General features: G+C 71.0%; 19 protein-coding genes. 9 read left to right on the forward strand and 10 right to left on the reverse strand.

From position 1 onward, the window contains the following. Positions 1-11 precede the first annotated feature (11 nt). The 4 genes from AC6CH6_RS05100 to AC6CH6_RS05115 all read left to right on the forward strand — a co-directional run bounded on the left by AC6CH6_RS05100 (position 12) and on the right by AC6CH6_RS05115 (position 3644). A complete protein-coding gene (locus AC6CH6_RS05100) occupies positions 12-383 on the forward strand; it encodes a HesB/IscA family protein (RefSeq protein WP_017833990.1) in 372 nt (123 codons plus the stop codon). Between the two features lie 250 nt (positions 384-633). Then, positions 634-1515, forward strand: a complete 882-nt coding sequence (gene ctaC / locus AC6CH6_RS05105; RefSeq protein WP_031283271.1) for an aa3-type cytochrome oxidase subunit II — start codon at positions 634-636, stop codon at positions 1513-1515. A 9-nt stretch (positions 1516-1524) separates the two neighbouring features. After that, complete coding sequence (gene ctaD, locus AC6CH6_RS05110) at positions 1525-3237, forward strand: aa3-type cytochrome oxidase subunit I (protein ID WP_095651087.1); 1713 nt, start codon at positions 1525-1527, stop codon at positions 3235-3237. A 2-nt stretch (positions 3238-3239) separates the two neighbouring features. Then, complete coding sequence (locus AC6CH6_RS05115) at positions 3240-3644, forward strand: cytochrome c oxidase subunit 4 (protein WP_017834559.1); 405 nt, start codon at positions 3240-3242, stop codon at positions 3642-3644. A 1096-nt stretch (positions 3645-4740) separates the two neighbouring features. Here the strand turns inward: AC6CH6_RS05115 and qcrB are convergent. From qcrB to ctaE, 4 genes are all read right to left on the reverse strand, one after another. After that, complete coding sequence (qcrB, locus tag AC6CH6_RS05120; protein ID WP_284563734.1) at positions 4741-6402, reverse strand: cytochrome bc1 complex cytochrome b subunit; 1662 nt, start codon at positions 6400-6402, stop codon at positions 4741-4743. Continuing rightward, positions 6402-7496: a cytochrome bc1 complex Rieske iron-sulfur subunit gene (gene qcrA, locus AC6CH6_RS05125; protein WP_498254277.1), complete on the reverse strand. Its 1095-nt coding sequence runs from the start codon at positions 7494-7496 to the stop codon at positions 6402-6404. The genes qcrB and qcrA overlap by 1 nt, the downstream gene beginning before the upstream one ends. Before the next feature lie 73 nt (positions 7497-7569). Then, a complete protein-coding gene (gene qcrC, locus AC6CH6_RS05130; RefSeq protein WP_498254278.1) occupies positions 7570-8361 on the reverse strand; it encodes a cytochrome bc1 complex diheme cytochrome c subunit in 792 nt (263 codons plus the stop codon). Positions 8362-8420: 59 nt separating this feature from the next. Beyond that, positions 8421-9059 (reverse strand): aa3-type cytochrome oxidase subunit III, encoded by a 639-nt coding sequence (ctaE, locus tag AC6CH6_RS05135; RefSeq protein WP_081994597.1) that lies wholly within the window; start codon positions 9057-9059, stop codon positions 8421-8423. Between the two features lie 249 nt (positions 9060-9308). Between ctaE and trpD the strand changes: the two genes are divergently transcribed. Further along, entirely contained in the window at positions 9309-10367 is a 1059-nt protein-coding gene (gene trpD / locus AC6CH6_RS05140; protein WP_498254279.1) for an anthranilate phosphoribosyltransferase, read from the forward strand. A gap of 136 nt (positions 10368-10503) precedes the next feature. Here trpD and AC6CH6_RS05145 read toward each other — a convergent pair whose 3' ends face one another. Together AC6CH6_RS05145 and AC6CH6_RS05150 are read right to left on the reverse strand one after the other, a co-directional pair. After that, on the reverse strand, positions 10504-10782 hold the full coding sequence (locus tag AC6CH6_RS05145; protein ID WP_017833527.1) for an Lrp/AsnC family transcriptional regulator: 279 nt from the start codon (positions 10780-10782) through the stop codon (positions 10504-10506). Between the two features lie 50 nt (positions 10783-10832). Further along, entirely contained in the window at positions 10833-11249 is a 417-nt protein-coding gene (locus AC6CH6_RS05150; RefSeq protein WP_498254280.1) for a DUF3054 domain-containing protein, read from the reverse strand. A gap of 917 nt (positions 11250-12166) precedes the next feature. On the opposite strand from AC6CH6_RS05150, the gene AC6CH6_RS05155 reads away from it, so the two are divergent. Continuing rightward, a complete protein-coding gene (locus AC6CH6_RS05155) occupies positions 12167-13612 on the forward strand; it encodes an alanine racemase (protein ID WP_498254281.1) in 1446 nt (481 codons plus the stop codon). A 10-nt stretch (positions 13613-13622) separates the two neighbouring features. Here AC6CH6_RS05155 and AC6CH6_RS05160 read toward each other — a convergent pair whose 3' ends face one another. Then, positions 13623-13997: a hypothetical protein gene (locus tag AC6CH6_RS05160; protein ID WP_498254282.1), complete on the reverse strand. Its 375-nt coding sequence runs from the start codon at positions 13995-13997 to the stop codon at positions 13623-13625. A 264-nt stretch (positions 13998-14261) separates the two neighbouring features. On the opposite strand from AC6CH6_RS05160, the gene AC6CH6_RS05165 reads away from it, so the two are divergent. From AC6CH6_RS05165 to AC6CH6_RS05175, 3 genes are all read left to right on the forward strand, one after another. Continuing rightward, positions 14262-14753: an NfeD family protein gene (locus AC6CH6_RS05165; RefSeq protein WP_133410170.1), complete on the forward strand. Its 492-nt coding sequence runs from the start codon at positions 14262-14264 to the stop codon at positions 14751-14753. Positions 14754-14817: 64 nt separating this feature from the next. Continuing rightward, a complete protein-coding gene (locus AC6CH6_RS05170) occupies positions 14818-15933 on the forward strand; it encodes an SPFH domain-containing protein (RefSeq protein ID WP_498254283.1) in 1116 nt (371 codons plus the stop codon). Between the two features lie 139 nt (positions 15934-16072). Then, positions 16073-16408 (forward strand): RNA polymerase-binding protein RbpA, encoded by a 336-nt coding sequence (locus AC6CH6_RS05175; protein WP_031283042.1) that lies wholly within the window; start codon positions 16073-16075, stop codon positions 16406-16408. A gap of 84 nt (positions 16409-16492) precedes the next feature. Here the strand turns inward: AC6CH6_RS05175 and AC6CH6_RS05180 are convergent, their stop codons facing one another. The 3 genes from AC6CH6_RS05180 to AC6CH6_RS05190 form a co-directional block, all read right to left on the reverse strand. Continuing rightward, positions 16493-17230 carry a polyprenol monophosphomannose synthase gene (locus AC6CH6_RS05180; protein WP_109222708.1) on the reverse strand — a complete coding sequence of 246 codons (738 nt, stop codon included), beginning with the start codon at positions 17228-17230 and terminating at the stop codon, positions 16493-16495. A gap of 196 nt (positions 17231-17426) precedes the next feature. After that, positions 17427-19115 carry an amidohydrolase gene (locus AC6CH6_RS05185; RefSeq protein ID WP_498254284.1) on the reverse strand — a complete coding sequence of 563 codons (1689 nt, stop codon included), beginning with the start codon at positions 19113-19115 and terminating at the stop codon, positions 17427-17429. A gap of 89 nt (positions 19116-19204) precedes the next feature. After that, the gene (locus tag AC6CH6_RS05190; RefSeq protein WP_498254285.1) at positions 19205-22042 is read right to left on the reverse strand and encodes a DEAD/DEAH box helicase; all 2838 of its coding nucleotides are present in this window, start codon (positions 22040-22042) and stop codon (positions 19205-19207) included. Between the last annotated feature and the right edge of the window lie 32 nt (positions 22043-22074).

The following is a 22074-nucleotide window of genomic DNA, read 5'->3' on the forward strand; positions in this document are numbered from 1 at the left end:
AAGTGAGCATCATGAGCGTCACGACCGAGAACGGCGCCGCAGTGGACGGCCTGCCCACCCACGGCGTCCAGCTGACCGACGTCGCGTCCCAGAAGGTCCGCGCCCTGCTCGAGCAGGAGGGCCGCACCGACCTCCGGCTGCGCGTGGCGGTCCAGCCCGGCGGCTGCTCGGGCCTCATCTACCAGCTGTACTTCGACGAGCGCATCCTGGACGGGGACTCCGTGCGGGACTTCGGCGGCGTCGAGGTCATCGTGGACAAGATGAGCGTGCCCTACCTCGAGGGCTCCACGGTCGACTTCGAGGACACGATCTCCAAGCAGGGGTTCTCGATCGACAACCCCAACGCGGGGGGATCCTGCGCCTGCGGCGACTCCTTCCACTGAGTCCGTCCGCTCCTCCCGAGAGGCCCGTCGTCCGTCCGGACGGCGGGCCTCTCGGCGTTCCCAGGGGGTCCCGCGAACCGCTCCAGGAGGGGCCTCCGAGCGCCGCGCGGAAGCTGACACTGTGTCACCAGATGTCAGCGACACGGGGTAAGCTCGGAGGGAAACATTCCACCTGACTGTGTCCGGGCTCTTCGAATCGGGGCCTTCGGCGCGCAGACGACGAGCACGAGAAGAAGAGGAAGGGCCGTCTGTGAGTTCGCACACACGAACCGACAGCCTCCGGCGCCGCACGGCGAAGGTGTCTGCGGTAGCAGTCCTGGCAGCAACCGCGCTGACGGGATGCTCGGAAGAGGCGAAGCTCGGCTGGATGCCCACCGAGCGTGGCACCACCGACAACGCCGACATGATCCTCGACCTGTGGGTCGGCTCCTGGATCGCGGCCCTCGTCGTGGGACTGGTGACCTGGGGCCTCATGCTCTGGTGCATGATCGCCTACCGCCGGCGCAAGAACGAGACCGGCTACCCGCGCCAGGTCGCGTACCACGCCCCTCTCGAGGTCTTCTACACGATCGTCCCGATCGCCCTGATCATGTCCCTGTTCTTCTTCACCGAGCGGACCCAGGCCGAGATCACGGCCCAGCACGACAACCCGGACGTGACCGTCCAGGTCTACGGCAAGCAGTGGGCCTGGGACTTCAACTACCTGACCGACGACGTCTGGGACACCGGCATCCAGGGCCACCTCGACGGCGAGGAGGGCGTCCCCGAGCGGGTGCCCACCCTGTACCTGCCCGTCGACAGCGACGTCGAGCTGCAGGTCACCTCCCGCGACGTCATCCACTCCTTCTGGGTCCCCGCGTTCCTCGAGAAGGCGGACATGTTCCCGGGACGCACCAACAACATCAGCATCACCACGGGCCGTGAGGGCGAGTACTTCGGCAAGTGCGCCGAGTTCTGCGGCGAGTACCACTCGGAGATGCTGTTCAACGTCAACGTGGTCAGCCAGGCCGAGTACGACGCCCACATCCAGTCCTTGCGCGACGCCGGCCAGACCGGGGCCCTGGGCGAGGAGTACAGCCGCGACTCCTACCCGGGCGCGGACGACCAGCAGCAAGAATCTTTTAACAACTAAGGAGTACCGGTGTCCACACTCGAGTATTCACGGGACGAGGCAGCCACTGTCGCTCCGCGCGTGGTGCCCCGGTCCAAGGGACGGATGGTCGTCAACTGGATCACGTCCACCGACCACAAGACGATCGGGTACATGTACCTGATCTCCTCCTTCGCCTTCTTCTGCATCGCCGGCGTCATGGCGCTGCTGATCCGCGCCGAGCTCTTCGAGCCGGGCATGCAGATCCTGGAGACCAAGGAGCAGTACAACCAGCTGTTCACCATGCACGGCACGCTGATGCTGCTGATGTTCGGCACCCCGCTGTTCGTCGGCTTCGCCAACGTCATCGTCCCGCTGCAGATCGGCGCACCCGACGTCGCGTTCCCGCGGCTCAACGCCCTGGCGTTCTGGTTCTTCCTGTTCGGCTCGCTGATCGCGACCGCCGGGTTCCTCACCCCGCAGGGCGCGGCCTCCTTCGGCTGGTTCGCGTACACGCCGTTGAGCAACTCCTCGTTCTCGCCCGGCGCCGGTGGTGACCTCTGGGTCTTCGGCCTCGCCCTGTCCGGCTTCGGCACGATCATGGGCGGCGTCAACTTCATCACCACGATCATCGCGATGCGCGCCCCCGGCATGACCGTGTGGCGGATGGGCCTGTTTACCTGGAACACGCTCATCACCTCGCTGCTCGTGATCATGGTGTTCCCGCCGCTTGCCGCCGCGCTGTTCGCACTCGGCATGGACCGGACCCTGGGCGGGCACATCTTCGACCCGGCCAACGGGGGAGCGGTGCTGTGGCAGCACCTCTTCTGGTTCTTCGGCCACCCCGAGGTGTACGTGCTCGCGCTGCCGTTCTTCGGCATCGTCTCCGAGATCATCCCGGTGTTCTCCCGCAAGCCGCTGTTCGGCTACAAGGGCCTCGTGTTCGCGACCATCGCGATCGCCGCCCTGTCGGTGACCGTGTGGGCACACCACATGTACGTGACCGGGGCCGTGATGCTGAGCTTCTTCGCGTTCATGACCATGATGATCGCGGTGCCCACCGGCGTGAAGTTCTTCAACTGGATCGGCACGATGTGGCAGGGCTCGATCACCTTCGAGACCCCCATGCTGTGGGTCCTGGGCTTCATGTTCACGTTCCTCTTCGGCGGCCTGACCGGCGTCATCCTGGCCACCCCGCCGCTGGACTTCCACGTCTCCGACTCGTACTTCGTGGTCGCCCACTTCCACTACGTCATCTTCGGCACCGTCGTGTTCGGCATGTTCGCCGGGTTCTACTTCTGGTGGCCCAAGTTCACCGGGAAGATGCTCAACGAGCGGATCGGCAAGATCCACTTCTGGCTGCTGTTCCTCGGCTTCCACATGACCTTCCTGATCCAGCACTGGCTGGGCGTGGACGGCATGCCGCGCCGCTACGCGGACTACCTGCCGGAGGACAACTTCACCTGGATGAACCAGATCTCCACGGTCGGGGCGATGCTCCTCGGCGTCTCGATGATCCCGTGGTTCTGGAACGTCTACACGACCTGGCGCAACGGCACCAAGGTCGAGGTCGACGACCCCTGGGGCTTCGGCGGGTCGCTGGAGTGGGCGACGTCCTGCCCGCCGCCGCGGCACAACTTCACCTCGCTGCCGCGCATCCGCTCCGAGCGGCCGGCGCTGGACCTGCACCACCCGGAGCTGGCCGCGGAGTCCCCGCAGCAGTCCCCGGTCGACGACGGCGCCATCGCCACGCGGAAGGGCTGAGCATGAAACTCTCCATCAAACTGTTCATCCTCATCGGTGGCTTCAGCCTCCTGGTGGCCGTGGTCTACGGCTTCCTCACGCGGTTCGACGAGCTCGTCGGGTTCCCGGCGCTGCTGGCCGTCGGCGCCATGTCCTTCATGCTGGCCGTCTACCTGTGGCTCGTGAACCGCAACACCGGTGGCGTCCTCCCCGAGGACAAGCTCGACGGCGAGATCGTCGAGTCCGCCGGCGAGTACGGCCACTTCTCCCCGTGGAGCTGGTGGCCCCTGCTGCTCGGCACCGGCTGCGCCCTCGCGTTCACCGCGCTGGCCATGGGCTGGTGGATCCTCGGCCTCGCCGCCCCCCTGGCGGTGCTCGGCCTGGTCGGTCTGATCTTCGAGTACTCCCGCGGCGACCACGCCCACTGACACGGGCGGCTGAACGCCGACGGTCGACAAGGCCCCGGACACCCCAGGTGTCCGGGGCCTTTCGCGTCCCCGCGCTGCGGGCGGCCGTGGCCAGTCCCGGGGGAGACCTGGGCGGTCACAGCGTCCTTGAGGACGAAGCCGACGGCGGGGAGCGGCTGTCGTTGCAAGTCCTTGGGCAGGCCGGCGATGACGCTCCGTGCGACGGATACCTGGTGCCCCAGAGCCCGAGGCAGAACCTCGGGTGGAGCCGGGGCCAGGGCCGGGGCCCCGGGAACCGGTGACCGCTGCGGTCCGCGACCTCGACGACACGGTCCGGAGCAGCGGCCCGGTCACTCCGCTCCGAGCGGCCCGGCGCGTCGTCCAGAGGCTCCGGTGCGTCGTTCAGGGGTTCCGGCGCGACCGGACAGACGATGCCGGTATGGCACGTGTTGCACCGGTCGAAGGTCGAGGCGCAGGACCATCCCCGGGCGGTGCACCCTGGCAACCGTCCGTACTGCGTCCTGTGCCTGGTCATGGTGCGCCTCGAGCGGCTCGGTGTTCCACGCGGGACCGTTCTCGACGTTGACCGGGTCGTCACCGCCGCGCCGCTGGCCCCGCGATGCCAGAGGACACGGAGCGTTCTCGCGCGTCCGTCCGGTGCCGGACCAGCCCGCCCCGCGTGGGGGCCGCCGGAGACGCCACGGAGACGCCGGCGAGCACGGCAGCGACGCCCGCCCCCGGTCGTCCGAGCCGCCCTGGCACGGGCTCTCCCCGACCGCGCGGCGGCGATGGCACGGGCCCGGGTCCGGCCCAGTGCATCGACAGACCGGTGCCGGTCCGGAGGCGGGTTCCGGCGGAGTCCCGGGCTGGTACCGGTCGCTTGCGGCCGTAGCGTCCCGCCAGGAGGGCCTGGACGCGGTCCTGCGGGCCTTCGGGGCGGCAAGAGCCGGGGGAATGCGGTTCGCAGGTTCTGTCCCGCCGGAACGGCGCTGAGGTCCGTCGGAGGAGTCCGGCGGTCATGTCTCCGCTGTGTCCGACCGCCGGCGACGCATCCACAGATGCGACAGGGCCCCGAGAGGAGTGATCCCCTCGGGGCCCTGTCAGGCGTGCTGCCGGCTCAGCGCACGAGCTCCCGGTCCTGGGAACCCGTGGTGAGGGCGTCGGCCTCGTGGTGGTGGTGCGCCGCCTCGAGCTCGGCGGGGGTGACGGGGGCGACACGGTCCTCGAAGAAGAAGCGGCTGATCCGTTCCCGCGTCTTCTCGGTGGCCGTGATCTTGCCCTTCGCGTTCGGCTGGGCCGGCTCGACCTGGTAGTCGGGCATGTTGACCAGACGGTACCGCTTGTACTCGTCGAGCGGCTCGTGCACCTCGATGAACTCACCGTGGGGGAGCTGCTGCACCCGTCCGGTCTCCCGGCCGTGGAGGACGATCTCCCGGTCCTTGCGCTGCAGCGCCAGGCAGATCCTGCGGGTGATCATGAAGGCCAGGATCGGGCCCAGGAAGTACAGGGCACGCAGCCAGTACAGGACGTCGTTGACGGCCAGGTTGAAGTGCGTGGCGATGAGGTCGCCGCTGGCCGCGATGAGCATGATCGTGTAGAACGTCACGCCGGCGGCGCCCATGGCGGTCCGGAACGGAGCGTTCCGGGGACGGTCGAGGATGTGGTGCTCACGGTCGTCCTTCGTGACCCAGCGCTCGATCCAGGGCCACGCGGCCATGAGCCCGAAGAGCACCGCGAGCGGCGCCATCGGCAGCAGCACGTTCATCGGGATCGACATGCCCCAGAACGTCCACTCCCAGTTGAACGGCCAGGTGCCGGGCATGAGGCGCACGGCTCCGTCGGTGAAGCCCATGTACCAGTCGGGCTGGGAACCGGCCTGCACCGGGGAGGGATCGTACGGACCGTAGTTCCAGATCGCGTTGATGGTGGTGGTGCCCGCCATCAGGGCCATGATGCCGAACACGATGAAGAAGAACCCGCCGGCCTTCGCCGCGTAGATCGGACCCACGGGGAAGCCGACGACGTTGTTCTCGGTGCGGCCCGGGCCGGGGAACTGGGTGTGCTTGTGCACCACGACCATGAACAGGTGGACGACGATCAGCATCAGGATGATCGCCGGGATCACGAGCACGTGGAGGATGTAGAGGCGCGCGATGATGTCGTGGCCGGGGAACTCGCCGCCGAACAGGAACATCGACAGGTAGGCGCCCACGATGGGGAGTGCCTTCAGGATCGCGTCGGCGATGCGCAGACCGTTGCCGGAGAGCACGTCGTCGGGGAGCGAGTAGCCGGTGAAGCCGGCGACGATCGCGAGCAGGAACAGCGCGACGCCGACGAGCCAGTTGAGCTCGCGCGGCCGGCGGAAGGCCCCCGTGAAGAACACGCGCAGCATGTGCACGGACACGGCGGCGGCGAAGACCAGCGCGGACCAGTGGTGGATCTGGCGCAGGAAGAGCCCGCCGCGGATGTCGAACGAGATGTCGAGCGAGGACGCGTAGGCCGCGGACATCTCGACGCCCTGCATCGGGACGTAGGAGCCCTCGTACTCCAGGGCCGCCATCGACGGCTCGAACCACAGGGCCAGGAACGTGCCGGAGAGCAGCAGGATGACGAAGGTGTACAGCGCCACCTCGCCGAACATGAAGGACCAGTGGTCAGGGAAGATCTTCCGGCCGAACTCCTTGACGATCGGCGACATGCCGACACGGGTGTCGACGAAGTTCGCGATCCGGCCGGCGCCCGTCTGGGGCTTGTACTCGTAATCAGTGGACGTGGACATCAGTTCGCCTCACCCTGCATCTCCTCGACATGGGTACCGCGCTGCGAGTAGGTCGGACCGACCGGCTCCTGGAAGTCGCTGCGGGCCACGAGGTAGCCCTCGTCGTCCACAGTGATCGGCAGCTGGGGAAGGGGCCGGGCAGCCGGCCCGAAGATGACCTCGCACTCGTTCGCGAGGTCGAACGTGGACTGGTGGCACGGGCACAGCAGGTGGTGGGTCTGCTGCTCGTAGAGCGCGACCGGGCAGCCGACGTGGGTGCAGACCTTCGAGTAGGCGAAGATGCCGTCGACGTTCCAGTCGGACCGCTCGGGCGAGACGTTGACGGTGTCCGGGTCGAGGCGCATGAGCAGCACCACGGCCTTGGCCTTCTCGTCGAGGTAGCCCTCGTTGTGCCCGATGGCGCTCAGGTTCTCGGGGACCACGTGGAACGTGGAGCCGAGCGTGACGTCCGAGGCCTTGATGGGCGTGCCGGAGGGATCGCGCACCAGACGGATCCCCTCGTCCCAGAGGGTCTCCTTGAGGACGTCCAGATCGGTCGGGCCGAGGTCCCGGAGCATGCCGACGAACGGCAGGGGAGCGAGCACGGCCGCGCCGATGAGGGTGTTGCGCAGCAGCGGCCGGCGCTTGATCCCGGACTCGTCGTAGATCGTGGTCAGGATGCTCTGCGCCTCGGCGCGCTGCTCCTCCGTGCGCACCGCGTGCCGGTTCTCGACCAGCTCGTGGTCCGGCATGAGCGTGCGGGCCCAGTGGACCACGCCGAGACCGATGCCGAACATGCCCAGGGCGACGCCGAGGCCGAGCAGCAGGTTCTGCAGCTGGAGGGCCTGCGTGGGCGCGGTGTTCGTGACGTCGTAGATGGGTCCGTCGACGCGGACGCCGAAGTACCCGACGAAGAACAGGATCGATCCGATGATCGAGATCAGGAACAGCAGGACGACCTGCCGTTCGGCGCGCTTGGCGGCCGCGGAGTCGATGTCCGTCAGGCGCGGGCGGTGCGGGGGCAGTCCGGGGTCGGGGAAACGCTCCATTGCCGTGGTGCCCGTGGTGGCAACGGTTCCCGACTGGTGGGGAGTGCCGTCACTGTGGCTTCCCATGTGGTCCCTCATTCTTCTCTTGGTGCAGTTGATCGTAGCTTCGGGGTCCGACATCCGCTGCCGGCACGGCCCGTCAGGCGGAGCGCGAGGTGAGCCAGACGGTGAACCCGATGATGACGGCGAGCCCGATGGTCCAGACGAACAGGCCCTCCGACACCGGGCCGAGGGCGCCGAGCCCGAACCCACCGGGGTTGGGGTTGTCCTCGAGGGTCTTCAGGTAGGTGATGACGTCCCGCTTCTCCTCGGGGGTGATGTTCGCGTCGTTGAACACCGGCATGTTCTGCGGGCCGGTCTGCATGGCCTCGTAGATGTGCTTCTCCTCGACGTCCATCACCGAGGGGGCGTACTTGCCGCGGGTCAGCGCACCGCCGGCACCGGCGGCGTTGTGGCACATGGCGCAGTTCGCGAGGAACACCTTCGCACCGTTGGCGGCGTTGCCCTGGGAGACGTCCAGGTACTGCTCCTCGGGGATGCCCGGGCCGGCGCCGAGGGTCGCCACGTAGGCGGCGAACTGGCGGACCTGCTCGTCGTTGAACTGGACCGCCTTCTTCTCGGCCTGGGGCCCGTTGGCCTGCATGGGCATGCGGCCGGTGCCGACCTGGAAGTCGACGGCGGCGGCACCGACGCCGACGAGCGACGGGCCGGAGGGGGTCCCGGCGCCGTCGAGGCCGTGGCAGGTGGAGCAGTTCGCGACGAACAGCTTCTCGCCCTCCTCGATGTCCTGCGCGGTGTAGGACTCGGTCTGGGCCTGGGCCTCGTTGGTGGTGGTGGCGACTGCGTAGAGCCCACCGCTGAGGAGCAGGGCCAGGACCATCAGGACCAGGACGGCCAGAGGGTGGCGTCGCTGCTGCGAAAGTGCCTTCACGTCAAACGTTCCTTTAACTCGGTGTTGGTTTGCTTGGTGCGTCCTCCGGACAGCGCGGCCTACCGGAGGAAGTAGACCACGAGGAACAGCACGATCCAGACGACGTCCACGAAGTGCCAGTAGTAGGACACGACGATCGCCGAGGTGGCCTCGAAGTGCCCGAAGCGCTTGGCGATGAAGGCACGCCCCATGATGAACAGGAACGCGATGAGACCGCCCGTCACGTGCAGGGCGTGGAAGCCCGTGGTGATGTAGAAGGCGGAGCCGTAGGAGTTGGCCGGGATGCTGATGCCGTGGGCGACCAGCTCCGCGTACTCGAAGGACTGCACCGCCACGAAGATCGCGCCCATGATGAAGGTCAGGGCGAACCACTCGATCATTCCCCACCGGCGGACGTCGAACAGCCCGCCGGCCCGGCGGGGCTGGAGGCGCTCGGCCGCGAAGACGCCGAACTGGCAGGTCACCGAGCTCAGCACCAGGACGATGGTGTTGGCGAGGGCCAGCGGGATGTTGAGCTTGGCGGACTCCTCGGCCCAGAGCTCCGGTGCGGTGGAGCGCAGGGTGAAGTACATGGCAAAGAGGCCGGCGAAGAACATCAGCTCGGAAGCGAGCCACACGATGGTGCCCACTGAGGTGAGGTTGGGTCGGTTGATCGACCCGCCTACCGGCTTGGCTGGGGTATGGGTTGCAGTCGTCACAGAGACATTATGTCGCCAAAACTCCCGGTGGACCAACCAGGGGCGGGGTCGGGCGGTTCGCGTGTCCGGACGCCGAGGGCCCCCGCTGACGAGCCGCGCCGTCTCCTCGCGCGTCCGGGCGCGGGAGGCCGGGGATCCGGGGGCTTCCGGGACGCGGATGCGATCCGTGTCACAAGTCCTCGGCGAGGGGCATCCCACGCCCGGGAGCCCGTTCGGGCCGGTCCGGCGGCGGGCGATACGATCGGGGGCGTGAACACGACGACACCGACGACCGCCCCGCACTTCGAGTGGCCGGACCTGATCACCGCCCTGATCTCCGGCACGGATCTGACCCGCGACCAGGCCTACTGGGCCATGGACACGATCATGTCGGGCGAGGTGTCCGACGTCGTCATCGCCGGTTTCCTCGTGGCCCTGCGGGCGAAGGGGGAGACGGTCGAGGAGCTGACCGGGCTGGCCGACGCCATGGTGGGCAACGCCCGGCCGGTCGACATCCCCGGCCCGGCCCTGGACATCGTCGGCACCGGCGGCGACCGGCTCTCCAGCGTCAACATCTCCACGATGTCCGCCCTCGTGTGCGCCGGCGCCGGGGCGAAGGTCGTCAAGCACGGCAACCGTGCGTCGTCCTCGAAGTCCGGCTCCGCCGACGTCCTGGAGGCGCTCGGGGTGCGGCTGGACCAGCCGGTCGAGATGGTGGAGTCCGCGGCCCGGCACGTGGGCATCACGTTCCTCTTCGCCCAGGCCTTCCACCCGTCGATGCGCTTCGCCGCGGCGGCCCGGTCCCAGCTGCGCGTGGCCACCGCCTTCAACTTCCTCGGGCCCATGACCAATCCGGCACGGGTCGAGGCCTCGGCCGTCGGCGTGGCCGATCCCGCGCTGGCGCCACTGATCGCGGGCGTCTTCGCGGCCCGCGGCGACCGGGCCCTCGTCTTCCGGGGCGGCGACGGCCTCGACGAGCTCACCGTGACGGCGCCCTCCGAGGTCTGGGAGGTCCGGGACGGGCGGGTCGACCACCACGATCTCGAGCCGCTCGACCTCGGCATGCCGCGGGCCACGATCGAGGACCTCCGCGGCCAGGACGCCCGGTACAACGCCGGCGTGGTCGAGCGGGTCCTGGCGGGGGAGAAGGGGCACGTGCGCAACGCCGTGCTGCTCAACTCCGCCGCCGGCCTCGTGGCCTTCGACACCGGCGCCGCGGGGTCCTTCCAGGACCGGATGGCCGCGGCGGTGCGGCGCGCGGAGGAGTCGGTGGACAGCGGCGCGGCCCGCGCCGTCCTGGACCGCTGGATCGCCCACACCGCACGCTGAGGAGCCGCGCCGGCGGAGGGCCGACGACGACGGAGGCCGGCGGGGCGTTCCCCCGCCGGCCTCCTGCTGTCCGTGCACCCGACCGCCGCGCGGACTCCGGCCCGGTGGCATGAGGCCGGCGCCGGCCCGGCGCCCCTCAGTCGATGCCGAGCGAGAAGGCCGCCTCCAGGTCGTGCTTGCTGTAGGTCCGGAACGCGATGTTGGTGTTCGTGCCCACGACGCCCTCGACCTTGGAGAGCCGGTCGGCGATGACGTCCGCGAGGTCCTCGTGCCGGTGCACGCGCACCATCGCGATGAGGTCCCAGTCACCGGTCACGGAGTACACCTCGCTGATCCCGGGGATGTCGGAGATCTGCTCGGCGACCTCGGGGATCCGATCGGCGGAGGTCTTGATGAGGACGATGGCGGTGAGCATGGAGCACCTTTCGCGGGAGCGGGGCCGGCAGGACCGGCGGAACGGAGGGGTCAGCGCGGGCGGCGGGAGCGGGCCGCGCGCAGCCCCGAGACGAGGGCGCGGGGGCCCAGCAGGAAGACGCCGAGCACCGCGAGCGTGACGAGGACGAAGCTCGGTGCCGTGCCCTCGCCGACGAGCAGGCGCAGAGCCATGCCCACGGCCACGGTCGTCGACCACAGCGCGACGCCCCGCGGCCAGACGGCGAACGGGGCGCGGTGCACCCGCCACCCGATCCATCCCAGCAGGAGCCCGGCCAGGAACGGCCACGCCGTGATCAGGAGGCCGGCGGCGTCCAGGGCGTGGGTGCTGCGGCCGAGGCCGGCGAACAGCAGGACGAGCAGCACGTCCACGGTCAGCGCCGCGGACCAGGGGCCGGAGTGCGTGGTGCGTTCCTCGGGGCGAGCGGTGAGGGGGGCCGACGTGTGCATGCTGGCAGTCTAGTGCGGCGTCCACGGGCCGCGATCCGGGCCTCCCAAAGCCTCAGGTGCACCTTGAGAGTTGAGGGCTGCGAGCGAAAAAAGTCTCAACCTTCCACCAGGGGTCGATGGTCCGGGGCCCGGAGGCCACGGGGGGCCGCCGGACGGCCTCGGGTGCCGGACTCGAGACGGAATGCGGGTCGGGACGGCGGGGCGATCGAGGAGAATCACGTCCTCGTGCGGCGCGGCGTCCCGGTGGAGCGGCCGGTGCGACGACCGGCGGAGGTGTGCGCGACGGGGGATGCTCGGGAGTGGTACATAGCGGGTGGAACGGACTGGAGGGGAGCCTCCGCTCCACGCTACTTTACATAATGTCGATTATCGGCGCTTAGCCGAGCAGGCTGTCAGGGGGCCGCAGGGCTCGGCATCCGTGTCCGCGCACGCCGTCGTTCCGGTGGGCCGTGGGCCTCTCCGCCGCCGGGCTCGTGCTGGGCGCGGTCGGGCCCGTCCTGACAGTCGTCCGGCCGGACAGCGGCACCGAGCCCGCGCTCGTCGTCGTCGCGCCGGTGCTCATCGCGCTGGTCGCATGGTTCCGCCACGGTGAGCGGTCGGTGCTGGTCCTCCTGGGCGTGCTGCCGGCGCTGTCCCTGCTGATCGGCGAGTTCGTGTTCGCGCACTGGACGCACTGGGCCGCAGCACCGCCACGACACGGCGGACCGACCGTCCCGCTCCGAACAGACCGGGGCCTCTCCCCTGGCGACGCCGTCAGCGTGCCGATGTCCTCGTGTTGCGCCGCCCGGCCCTCCTTTTGTGGCCACTTGTGGGGGGATTCCACCGTCGACCCGGCCTCAAGGTCCGGCCGCCGATACGCTCGCCGTGGCCGACCTGAATTCGCGTCGGCAAATTCTTGGTTCAAGGGGAGGACATCCGTGGGACGACGGAACACTGTGATCGTGACGGACGGCCGGGGGCGCCGGCTGGTGACCTCCGTGCTGGCCCTGTCGGTGCTGGCGCTGGCCGGCTGCGGACAGGACGAGGGCTCGGACGCGCCTCCCGCGACCGCCTCCGGATCGGTCGCCCTCTCCCCCTCGCACGGCGGTCTACAGGGCGGGAACCTGGTCCTGGCGGACACCGGCGGGGGCACCGACGGCCCGGTCACCGTCCGCTTCGGCGAGGCGGAGGTCGAGTGCGAGTTCGACGACCGCTCCGCGCGCCACGCCTGCGTGGCCCCGGCCCGCGGGACCCCGGGCACGGTGGAGGTGTCCTTCGCCTCCGGCGGGAGCGACGTCGGGGAGAAGACCGCCTACACGTACACGACGCAGGGCACGCAGGACGTCCCGCTCCTCACCGTGAACACGGAGACCGTGCGCAGCAACGCCGAGGCGATCCGGGCCGACTTCCCGTCGAACGTCCAGCTCGGCGCCGTGCTCAAGAACGGCGAGCCCGTGGACGTGTTCGGCAAGGTCATCGAGGACGCCGCCGAGGTCGACTACATCTTCGTGCCGAAGCTCGACGACGCCATCGCCCTGCGCGAGGCCGGCGTCGAGGCGAAGATCGCGGTGCTCTACGTCGCCCAGATCGAGGACATCCCGCTGCTGATGCACTACGACGTGGAGGTCGCCGCAACGGACCCCGCCTGGGTCGAGGCGGCGGAGCAGGTGCTGTCCACCACGGGAGGGACGCTGAAGGTCCACCTGTGGGTCGACACGGGGATGGGGCGCGAGGGCGTCGTGCCCGAGGAGGCGCTCCCCCTGGCCCGAGCCGTCGAGGACGCCCCGCACCTGGAGCTCGCCGGCATCGCCACGCACTTCTCCACCGTCACGGCGGAGGACAAGGACGCCATCGAGCGCAACGACACGGCCAACACCACGGTGGCCCAGAAGAACCGCTTCGACGGTGCGGTGGCCGCGATCCGGGACGCCGGCCTCGGGCAGGACGCCCTGATCCACGCGGGGGCCAGCGACGTGCTGGACCAGGAGATCGACTCCCTCTACTACGACCTGCTGCGCGTCGGCGGCATGTTCTTCGCCAGCAGCCCGCCGGAGACGACCCTCTACTCCTGGACCACGGAGCTGAGCCAGGTCAAGACGCTCCCCGCGGGCTGGTGCATCGACTACGGGTGCACCGAGCCGACCACCGCGCCGAAGAAGGTGGGTCTCGTCAACCACATCCCGTCCCGGGAGAACGAGCTGACCTACACGGTCGGCGGCAAGCAGGTCCCGGTGCTGCTCGACCACGGCACGGTCCTGACCCTCGACCTGTCCGAGGTGCCGGAGGCCGCCGCCGGGGACGAGGTGGCCATCGACTTCAGCGCGGAGGCCTTCCACCTGCTCGACGCCACCGCGCCGCTGCCGGTGACGACCACCGGCGGGTGACCGGCGCCGTTCAGGACCGACCGGCCGGGTCCTCGACGTCGTGGTCCAGCACGAGGTCGGCGTGGAAGTCCCGCGCCAGCTCCCGGGTGCGGGCGGCCCGGCGCGCGGAGGCCTCCGGCCCGACGGTGAGGTCCACGTAGACGACGGGCCGGCCGCAGGACTCCTCGAGCCGGGCCCGCAGCACCTCCGCCCGGTCGTCGCCGGGCGCGCAGCGACCCGTGCCGAGCAGGACGAACGCGCGCTCGAAGTCGGGCTCGGCGGGAACGCCCCGCGCGATCAGGGCGGGCAGCCGGGACTGCAGCGCGGAGAGGCCGACCACGGCGGTCGCCGTCCCGGCGAGCCAGGCGCCGGCGGCGGAGACCGCCACCGAGGTGATGAGCTTCATGGATCTCCTCCTCCCGCGTGCCGGGGGTCTGTGGGGGCGGACCAGCACCGGGCCGGACCGACGGACGGTGGCGTCCTGCGGTCTCCGGAGAGTCCGGTGCGACCACCGTAGAGATCCCAACGCCACCCGAACAGCGCCTATTCCGGGGACGCCGGCCGCAGCCCTGCCGCCACGCCGCTCCAGCGTCCTGTCAGGCCCGTGGGGCAGAATGGGTCCAAGGCGAGGGTGCCCTCGCGGACGCGGATCGGAAGGCCGGGGACGGACATGTGGGAGTGGCTGGTCGAGAACTCGTGGGTCCTGTGGCTGATCGTCGTGATCGCTCTGGCCGCCGTCGAGATGCTCACCCTGGACTTCCTCTTCCTGATGATGTCCGCCGCCGCGCTGCTGGCCTTCGCGGTGAGCTGGGTGACGGACAACTTCGTGCTCCAGGTGGTGACGTTCGCCCTCGCCTCGGTGCTGCTCATCTTCGTGGTGCGACCGGTGGCCCTGCGCCGCCTCAACCGGTCCACGCCCGGGACCGCGTCCAACGCCGCCCGGCTCATCGGCCTCCCGTGCCAGGTCCTGGACCCCGTGACCGGCCGCAGCGGGCTGGTGCGCCTGGAGGGCGACACCTGGAGCGCCCGCTCGGTCACCGGCGAGCAGCTGCCCCCCGGCACCGACGTCTTCGTCCACGACATCGAGGGCGCCACCGTCCTCGTGGCCCCGTACCCCGCTCCGGCCGCCGACGGCGGGCCGGCGCCGCGCCCGTCCTTCTGACCCCCAAGACCGCACCGGCCCGGCGGGAACGCCGCCCGGAGCGGCGCCACCGAGAGAGGCACCCGTGGACCTAGCCGTCATCGTCCTGCTCGTCATCCTGGTCGTCCTGGTCTTCATCATCCTGCTGAGGTCGGTGCGGATCATCCCGCAGGCCCGGGCCGGGATCGTCGAGCGACTCGGCAAGTACCAGAGCACCCTCACCCCCGGTCTGCACTTCCTCATCCCGTTCGTGGACCGTCTCCTGCCCCTCATCGACCTGCGCGAGCAGGTCCAGTCCTTCCCGGCGCAGTCCGTGATCACGGAGGACAACCTCGTGGTCGGCATCGACACGGTCGTCTACTTCCAGGTCATGGATCCGCGGGCCGCCACCTACGAGATCGTCGACTACATCCAGGCCGCCGACCAGCTGACGTCGGCGACCCTGCGCAACGTGGTGGGCGGTCTGAACCTCGAGGAGGCGCTGACCTCCCGCGACAAGATCAACGCCGAGCTGCGCGGGGTCCTGGACTCCACCACGGGGCGCTGGGGCATCCGGGTGTCGCGGGTGGACATCAAGGAGATCACTCCCCCGCCGTCCATCCAGGACTCGATGGAGAAGCAGATGCGCGCCGAGCGGGAGCGCCGCGCGGTGATCCTCACGGCCGAGGGCGACAAGCAGTCGCGGATCCTCATGGCCGAGGGCCAGCGGCAGGCGGCCATCCTGTCCGCGGAGGGCGAGGCGAAGGCCGCGATCCTGCGCGCGGACGGCGAGGCCCAGGCCATCCGGAAGGTCTTCGACTCGATCCACCGGGCCCGGCCGACCCAGAAGCTGCTGGCCTACCAGTACATCCAGACCCTGCCCAAGGTCGCCGAGGGCAGCGCCAACAAGGTGTGGATGATCCCCGCCGAGCTCGGCGACGCCCTGCGGGGCGTGGGTGACTTCCTCTCCAGGCCGGACGAGGACGGCCCGGACCGGACCTGGTCGGACGCGGACGAGATGCCGGAGCCCGAGCCCGCGGACGAGCCCCTCGTGAAGCCGGACGCCGTCCGGGTGACGGAGGAGGACCTGCAGCCCAACCTGGAGCGCACCACCGTCGACCCGGACGAGTTCACCATCCCCCGGCCCTCGACCATCGACCCGGAGGCCCCCGTGCGCCTCGACGACCCGATGCCGCCGCAGGACGGCCCGGCCGCGCGCTGACGCGGCGGGCCCGGGCCCCGGGGAACAACCCCGGGAGCCCGTGCGTTGCACCCAGCGGATCCCGGGTCCGTGCGACCCGCCGTCAGCCCGAGCGTGCGCCACTGCCGTGGCCACCGTCAGTTATGGAGGAACCACCACAATGAGCGACCGCAGCCTCAGGGGAATGCGTCTGGGCTCCCAGTCCATGGAGACCGAGGCCGGTGTCGAGCCGGCCCCGCGCCAGCGCGTCGAGTACCGCACCGCGGACGGCGAGAAGGTCACCGTCACCTTCGCGGCGGAGGCCGAGATCCCGCCGGTGTGGGTGTCGAAGACCGGCAAGGAAGCGATCATCGTCAACGGCGAGAAGCCGGTGAACCCCAACGAGAAGCACCAGCGCACGCACTGGGACATGCTCCTGGAGCGGCGCAGCACGGACGAGCTGGAGGAGATCCTCGCCCAGCGCGTCGAGTTCTACCGGGAGAAGCACGCGATCTGATCCCGTCGCCCGGCACGTGCGGAGGGCCCCACCCGGTTCGGGTGGGGCCCTCCGCACGTGCCGGGCAGCGCGCCGGTCAGAGGCTCAGCGGCGGGTGAGCTTGCCCGCCAGGGTCCTGGCGCGGGCGGTGAGCCCCCACTGGGCCACGCGCACGACGGCCTCCCGGGTCACGTCCGGGCTCATCTTGGACTCGCCCTCGGCGCGCTCCACGAAGGTGATGGGCACCTCGACGACGCTCAGGCCGGCCCGCTCGGTGCGCCAGCCGAGATCGATCTGGAAGCAGTAGCCCTTGGAGTCGACGGTCTCGAGACCGATCCGCTCGAGGGTCTCGCGGCGGAAGGCGCGGTAGCCGGCGGTGATGTCGTGGATCCGGGAGCCCAGGAGCGTCCGGGCGTAGAGGTTGCCGCCCCGCGAGAGCAGCTGGCGCTGCAGGGGCCAGTTCACGGTGCGCCCGCCGGGGACGTAGCGGGAGCCGATGGCCAGGTCGGCGCCGCGCTCCACGGCGTCCAGCAGCAGCGGGAGCTGCTCGGGCTGGTGGGAGCAGTCGGCGTCCATCTCGACCAGGACGTCGTAGTCCCGGGCCAGGCCCCAGCGGAAGCCGGCGATGTACGCGGCGCCGAGGCCCTCCTTGCTGGTGCGGTGCAGGACGTGGATGTTCCCGTCCGCGGCGGCCATCTCGTCGGCGAGACGGCCGGTCCCGTCCGGGCTGTTGTCGTCCACCACCAGCACGTGCCCGTCCGGGACGGCCTGGCGGAGCCGGTCCATCACGGTCGGGAGGGACTCGTGTTCGTTGTAGGTGGGGATGACGGTCAGTACGCGCACCGGGTGGTTCCTTTCGAGGTCTGCCTGCCGCACCACAGGGCAGGCTCCCTCGTCTTCGGACCAGTCCGGCCCTGAGGGGATGCCGGCCTGTTTTCTAAGGACGAGCGAGCCCACCCGGCAGCAGTTGCCCAGCCTAACCTGCCCCGCGCCTGCGACCAAGATCCGATCGGCGCGGGGCGGCCGGGCGCCCCGCGGCTCAGAACCCGGCGGAGCGGTACAGCTCGACGCCGTCGAGCACGGTCTGGCGGCACACGGGCAGGGACGCGCCGTCGAGCGCGGGGAGCAGGGGGGTGCGGGCGCGCGGGTCGGTGCTCCAGGCGGAGCCGGTCCCCTCGGCCTGCTGCACCATGAGGGCCTCGACGTCCCAGACGGCGAACGTGGCCGGGGTGCCGGGCGCGAGCTGGCCCTGCATGGGGTCGGGGTGCCGGGCGGCCCGCCACGCGCCCCGGGTGGAGGCGAGGAACGCGGCCCGCGCGGAGATCCGCTGGTCCGGGTCGTGGTGCTGGAGGCAGGCGCGGACGGTCTCCCACGGGGACAGCGGCACCACGGGGGCGTCGCTGCCGAGGGCCACCGGGACCCCGGCGCGGTAGAAGGAGGCCATCGGGTTCATCGCGGCCGCCCGGTCGGCCCCGAGGCGCTGCTCGTAGAGCCCGCCCGGTCCGCCCCAGGCGGCGTCGAAGCCCGGTTGCACGGACACGGTCACGGCGTGGTGGGCGAGCCGCTCGATGCCCTCCGGGTCGATCATCTCGGCGTGCTCCAGACGGTGGCCGGCGCTGTGCAGGGCCCGCTCGCCCACGAGCGCCTCGGCGCGGTCGAGGCCGTCGAGGACGATGTCCATCCCGGCGTCCCCGATGACGTGGAAGCCGCCCTGCAGACCGGCCTCCGTGGTCGCGGCGAGGTGGGCGGCCACGGCCGCGGCGTCGAGGTAGCGGTCCCCCAGGTCGCCGGGGGCGTCGGCGTAGGGAGCGCGCAGGGCTGCGGTGCGGGAGCCCAGGGCGCCGTCGACGCACAGGTCCCCGGCGAGCCCCACGAGCGACTCCCGCCGCTCCACGGGGCGTCCGAGCAGGTCCGCCAGGGCGGTGTCGAACCGCTCCGCCACCGCCAGCGCCTCCTGGGCCGTGGCCACGAGCTCCCCCCGGTAGGGCAGCACGCGGGGAGTCGCGCCCTCGGCGCCGACCCCGTGGTTGGCGAGAGCCGTCAGCCGCACGAGGTCCTCGAAGGGGGCGACCTGCTCGGCGTTGGCCTCGACGAGGGCCACGTATCCCTGGGCCGCGGCGTGCCGCAGGGCGAGCCGGTGCAGCTCGGCGCGGCGCCCGGCGTCGAAGTCGAGGGCCGCGCCGCGCACCCGGTCGTGGGCCAGGTTCTCCACGCGGCCGTCGCCGAGCCACCCGTCGGTGCCGGCGAGGCCCAGCCGCCGGGCCAGGGACGAGGACACCACCCCGGAGTGGACGTCGATGCGGGTCAGGTAGACCTCGCGCCCGCCGGCGGCCCGGTCGAGCTCCTCCGCCGTCGGCGCCCGGCGCTCCGGCCACACGGACTCGTCCCAGCCGGAGCCGAGGACCGGGCCCGTGCTCGTGCGGGCGGCGCCGGCCACGGCGTCGAGCACCTCGTGCAGGGAGCCGGCCGCCGTGAGGTCGAGGGTGGACAGCGCCAGCGCGGTCTCGGTCACGTGCACGTGGGAGTCCACGAACCCCGGGGCCAGCAGCCGCCCGTCGAGGTCGACCACGTCCATGGAGGAGTCCTGCAGGGACTGCGCCGCCTCCTCGGAGCCGACCCAGGCCACGCGGGTGCCGTCGACCAGCAGGGCCGTGGCGAACGGGTCCGCGGGACTGTAGACGGAGCCGTTGCGGTAGAGGACGGGACGGGCGGGGACGGTGGTGCTCACGGGTCTCCTGTTCGGGGGCGGTGGTGCGAGGGGGTCGTGCGGGGCGGTCGTGCCGGTGGACGGGGCGGCGCGGGGCGGGAGGGCGCGGCTCAGTCCTCGAACGCGGAGTGGGCCACCACGCCGCGGCGCACCAGCGCGATCGCGCGCTGGCACTGGGCGCGCGTGCCGGCGTCGAGCAGGTCGATCTTGGCGAGCTGGTCGAGCATGTCGATCACCTGCTTGGCCCAGCGCACGAAGTCACCGGCGGCGAGCTCCGTGCCGGACAGGGCCGCGCTCAGGGTCGCCCCGCGCGCCCAGAGGTGCATGGCCTCCACGAGCCCGAACTCCGGCTCCGCGGTGGCCGGGAGGTGGTGCTCCTGCTCGCGGTCGGTGAGCAGGGACCAGTTGCGCACCACGGTCTGTGCGGCCCGGTCCATGGCGGCGGTCGGCAGGACCGGCTGGATCCCCTGCTCCTCGCGCTTGGCCTGGTAGACGAGCAGGGTCACGAGCCCCGCGGTGGCGGCGGGGTCGAGGTCGTCGAGGAAGCCGTCGCGCAGGCTCAGGGCGAGGAGCAGGTCCCGGTCCCCGTAGATCCGCCGCAGCTGCTCGCCGGCGCGGGTCGGCCGGACCTCCCCGTCCGGGAGGGTCTCGAGGTAGCCGAAGGAGCCCAGCACCTCGGAGACGCGGTCGAAGGTCTTGGCGATCGTGTTGGTGCGGCTCTCGATCTGGCGCAGCAGCCCGTCGGTGTCCCGGCGCAGCGTCCACCAGCGCTCGGCCCAGCGGGCGTGGCTCTCGCGGTCCGAGCAGCCGTGGCAGGGGTGGCCGCGCAGGGCCTTGCGGACCTCCGTGATGCGCCGCTCGGCGGCGCTGGTGCCGCGGTCGAACTGGATGGTGTGCCCGCGGCCGCCGCCGCGCGGGGGCCGGTGCTCGTGCAGGGCGTTGCGCACGGACGAGGCGAGGTCGCGCCGCTCCTTGGGGGTCCGGCCCGTGAACTGCTTGGGGATCCGGATCCGCGAGACCGGCTCGAGCGGCCCGTCCAGGTCCTGGGCCCCCACCCGGCGCAGCTGGTGGTCGAGGGTGAGGATGGAGGGGCGGGGGTCGTCCCGGTTGGGGTCGGTGGACAGGATCACGGCGTAGCCGGCGTTGCGCCCCCGCGGGATCTCCACGACGTCCCCGGGCAGCAGGTCGTGCAGGGACGCGACGGCGTCGGAGCGCCGCTGCCGGGAGCCGGCCTTCTCCTCGGCGCGCTCCAGGTCCTTGAGCTCCCGGCGCAGGGCGGCGTACTCGGAGAAGTCCCCGAGGTGGCAGGTCATGGCCTCCTCGTAGCCCTTGAGGGACTCTTCCTGGGAGCGGACCCGGCGGGCCAGGCCCACCACGGAGCGGTCGGCCTGGAACTGGGCGAAGGAGGACTCGAGTATCTTGCGGGAGCGGTGCGCGCCGAACTGGGCCACCAGGTTCACGGACATGTTGTAGGTGGGCCGGAAGCTCGAGTTCAGCGGGTAGGTGCGCTTGGAGGCGAGACCGGCGACGGCGTGCGGGTCCATCCCGGGCTGCCACAGCACCACGGCGTGGCCCTCGACATCGATCCCCCGGCGCCCCGCGCGCCCGGTGAGCTGGGTGTATTCCCCCGGTGTGATGTCCACCCGGGACTCGCCGTTGAACTTGTCGAGCTTCTCGAGCACCACGGAGCGGGCCGGCATGTTGATGCCCAGGGCCAGAGTCTCCGTGGCGAAGACGGCCTTGACGAGTCCCTCGGCGAACAGCTCCTCCACGAGCTCCTTGAACGCCGGCAGCATCCCCGCGTGGTGGGCGGCCACGCCGCGCAGCAGGCCGTCGCGCCACTCGTAGAAGCCCAGGACGTTGAGGTCCGCGGCCTCGAGCGAGGCGGCGGTCTCGGCCACCCGGGCACGGATGGTCTGCTGCTCCTTCTCGCCGGTCAGCCGGATGTCCGCGGCGACGCACTGCTGCACGGCGGCGTCGCACCCGGCGCGGGAGAAGATGAAGGTGATGACGGGCAGCAGGCCCTCGGCGTCGAGGCGGCGGATCAGCTGCGGGCGGGACACCCGGCGCGTCTCGGGGCTGGGCCGGAAGCCCTCGCCGCCGTTGCGGCGGGAGAACCGGTCCCGGGAGCGTCCCCCGGGCCCGCGGCCGCCCCGGCGGCCCCCGCGGGGGTGCTCGGCGCGGGCGAGCTGGAGCAGCTCGGGGTTGACGTCGGGCTCGTCGCTGCCGGGCCCCTCGAGCCGCTCGGCGGCCTCCTCCACCGTGGTGTCGTCCAGGAACAGGTCGAGCAGCCGCCCGCCCACCTGGACGTGCTGCCACAGCGGCACGGGCCGGTGCTCGGAGACCACCACGTCCGTGTCGCCGCGCACCGTGTCCAGCCAGGCCCCGAACTCCTCGGCGTTGGAGACGGTCGCGGACAGGGACACCAGCTGGACGCTGTCCGGCAGGTGGATGATGACCTCCTCCCACACGGCGCCCCGGAAGCGGTCGGCGAGGTAGTGCACCTCGTCCATGATCACGAAGCCCAGGTTCAGCAGGGTGGGCGAGTCCGCGTACAGCATGTTGCGCAGGACCTCGGTGGTCATCACCACGACGTCCGCCTCGGAGTTCACCGAGGTGTCGCCGGTGAGCAGGCCGACCCGCTCGGCGCCGAAGGCCCGGGAGAACTCGTGGAACTTCTGGTTGCTGAGCGCCTTGATGGGCGTGGTGTAGAAGGCCTTCTGCCCGCGGGACAGGGCGAGGTGGACGGCGAACTCCCCCACCACGGTCTTGCCGGCGCCGGTCGGCGCCGCGACGAGCACCCCCCGGCCCTCCTCGAGCGCACCGCAGGCGGTCGTCTGGAAGTTGTCCATCTCGAACTCGAGCCGGTGTTGGAACACGGCGAGCTCGGTCCTCGCGTGGGCGGCCCGCTGCTTGGCGGCCAGGTATCGGTCGGCGTAGGAGGACATGCGTCCACCCTACTGCTCGACCCGGACGTGGC

The organism is Kocuria sp. GQ42 (assembly GCF_059758435.1).

Coding starts and splice junctions, on each gene's coding strand:
- AC6CH6_RS05100 (WP_017833990.1), top strand. CDS start 12: ATGAGCGTCACGACCGAGAACGGCGCCGCAGTGGACGGCCTGCCCACC.
- AC6CH6_RS05115 (WP_017834559.1), top strand. CDS start 3,240: ATGAAACTCTCCATCAAACTGTTCATCCTCATCGGTGGCTTCAGCCTC.
- qcrB (WP_284563734.1), bottom strand. CDS start 6,402: ATGTCCACGTCCACTGATTACGAGTACAAGCCCCAGACGGGCGCCGGC.
- qcrA (WP_498254277.1), bottom strand. CDS start 7,496: ATGGGAAGCCACAGTGACGGCACTCCCCACCAGTCGGGAACCGTTGCC.
- AC6CH6_RS05145 (WP_017833527.1), bottom strand. CDS start 10,782: ATGCTCACCGCCATCGTCCTCATCAAGACCTCCGCCGATCGGATCCCC.
- AC6CH6_RS05150 (WP_498254280.1), bottom strand. CDS start 11,249: ATGCACACGTCGGCCCCCCTCACCGCTCGCCCCGAGGAACGCACCACG.
- AC6CH6_RS05160 (WP_498254282.1), bottom strand. CDS start 13,997: ATGAAGCTCATCACCTCGGTGGCGGTCTCCGCCGCCGGCGCCTGGCTC.
- AC6CH6_RS05165 (WP_133410170.1), top strand. CDS start 14,262: ATGTGGGAGTGGCTGGTCGAGAACTCGTGGGTCCTGTGGCTGATCGTC.
- AC6CH6_RS05175 (WP_031283042.1), top strand. CDS start 16,073: ATGAGCGACCGCAGCCTCAGGGGAATGCGTCTGGGCTCCCAGTCCATG.
- AC6CH6_RS05190 (WP_498254285.1), bottom strand. CDS start 22,042: ATGTCCTCCTACGCCGACCGATACCTGGCCGCCAAGCAGCGGGCCGCC.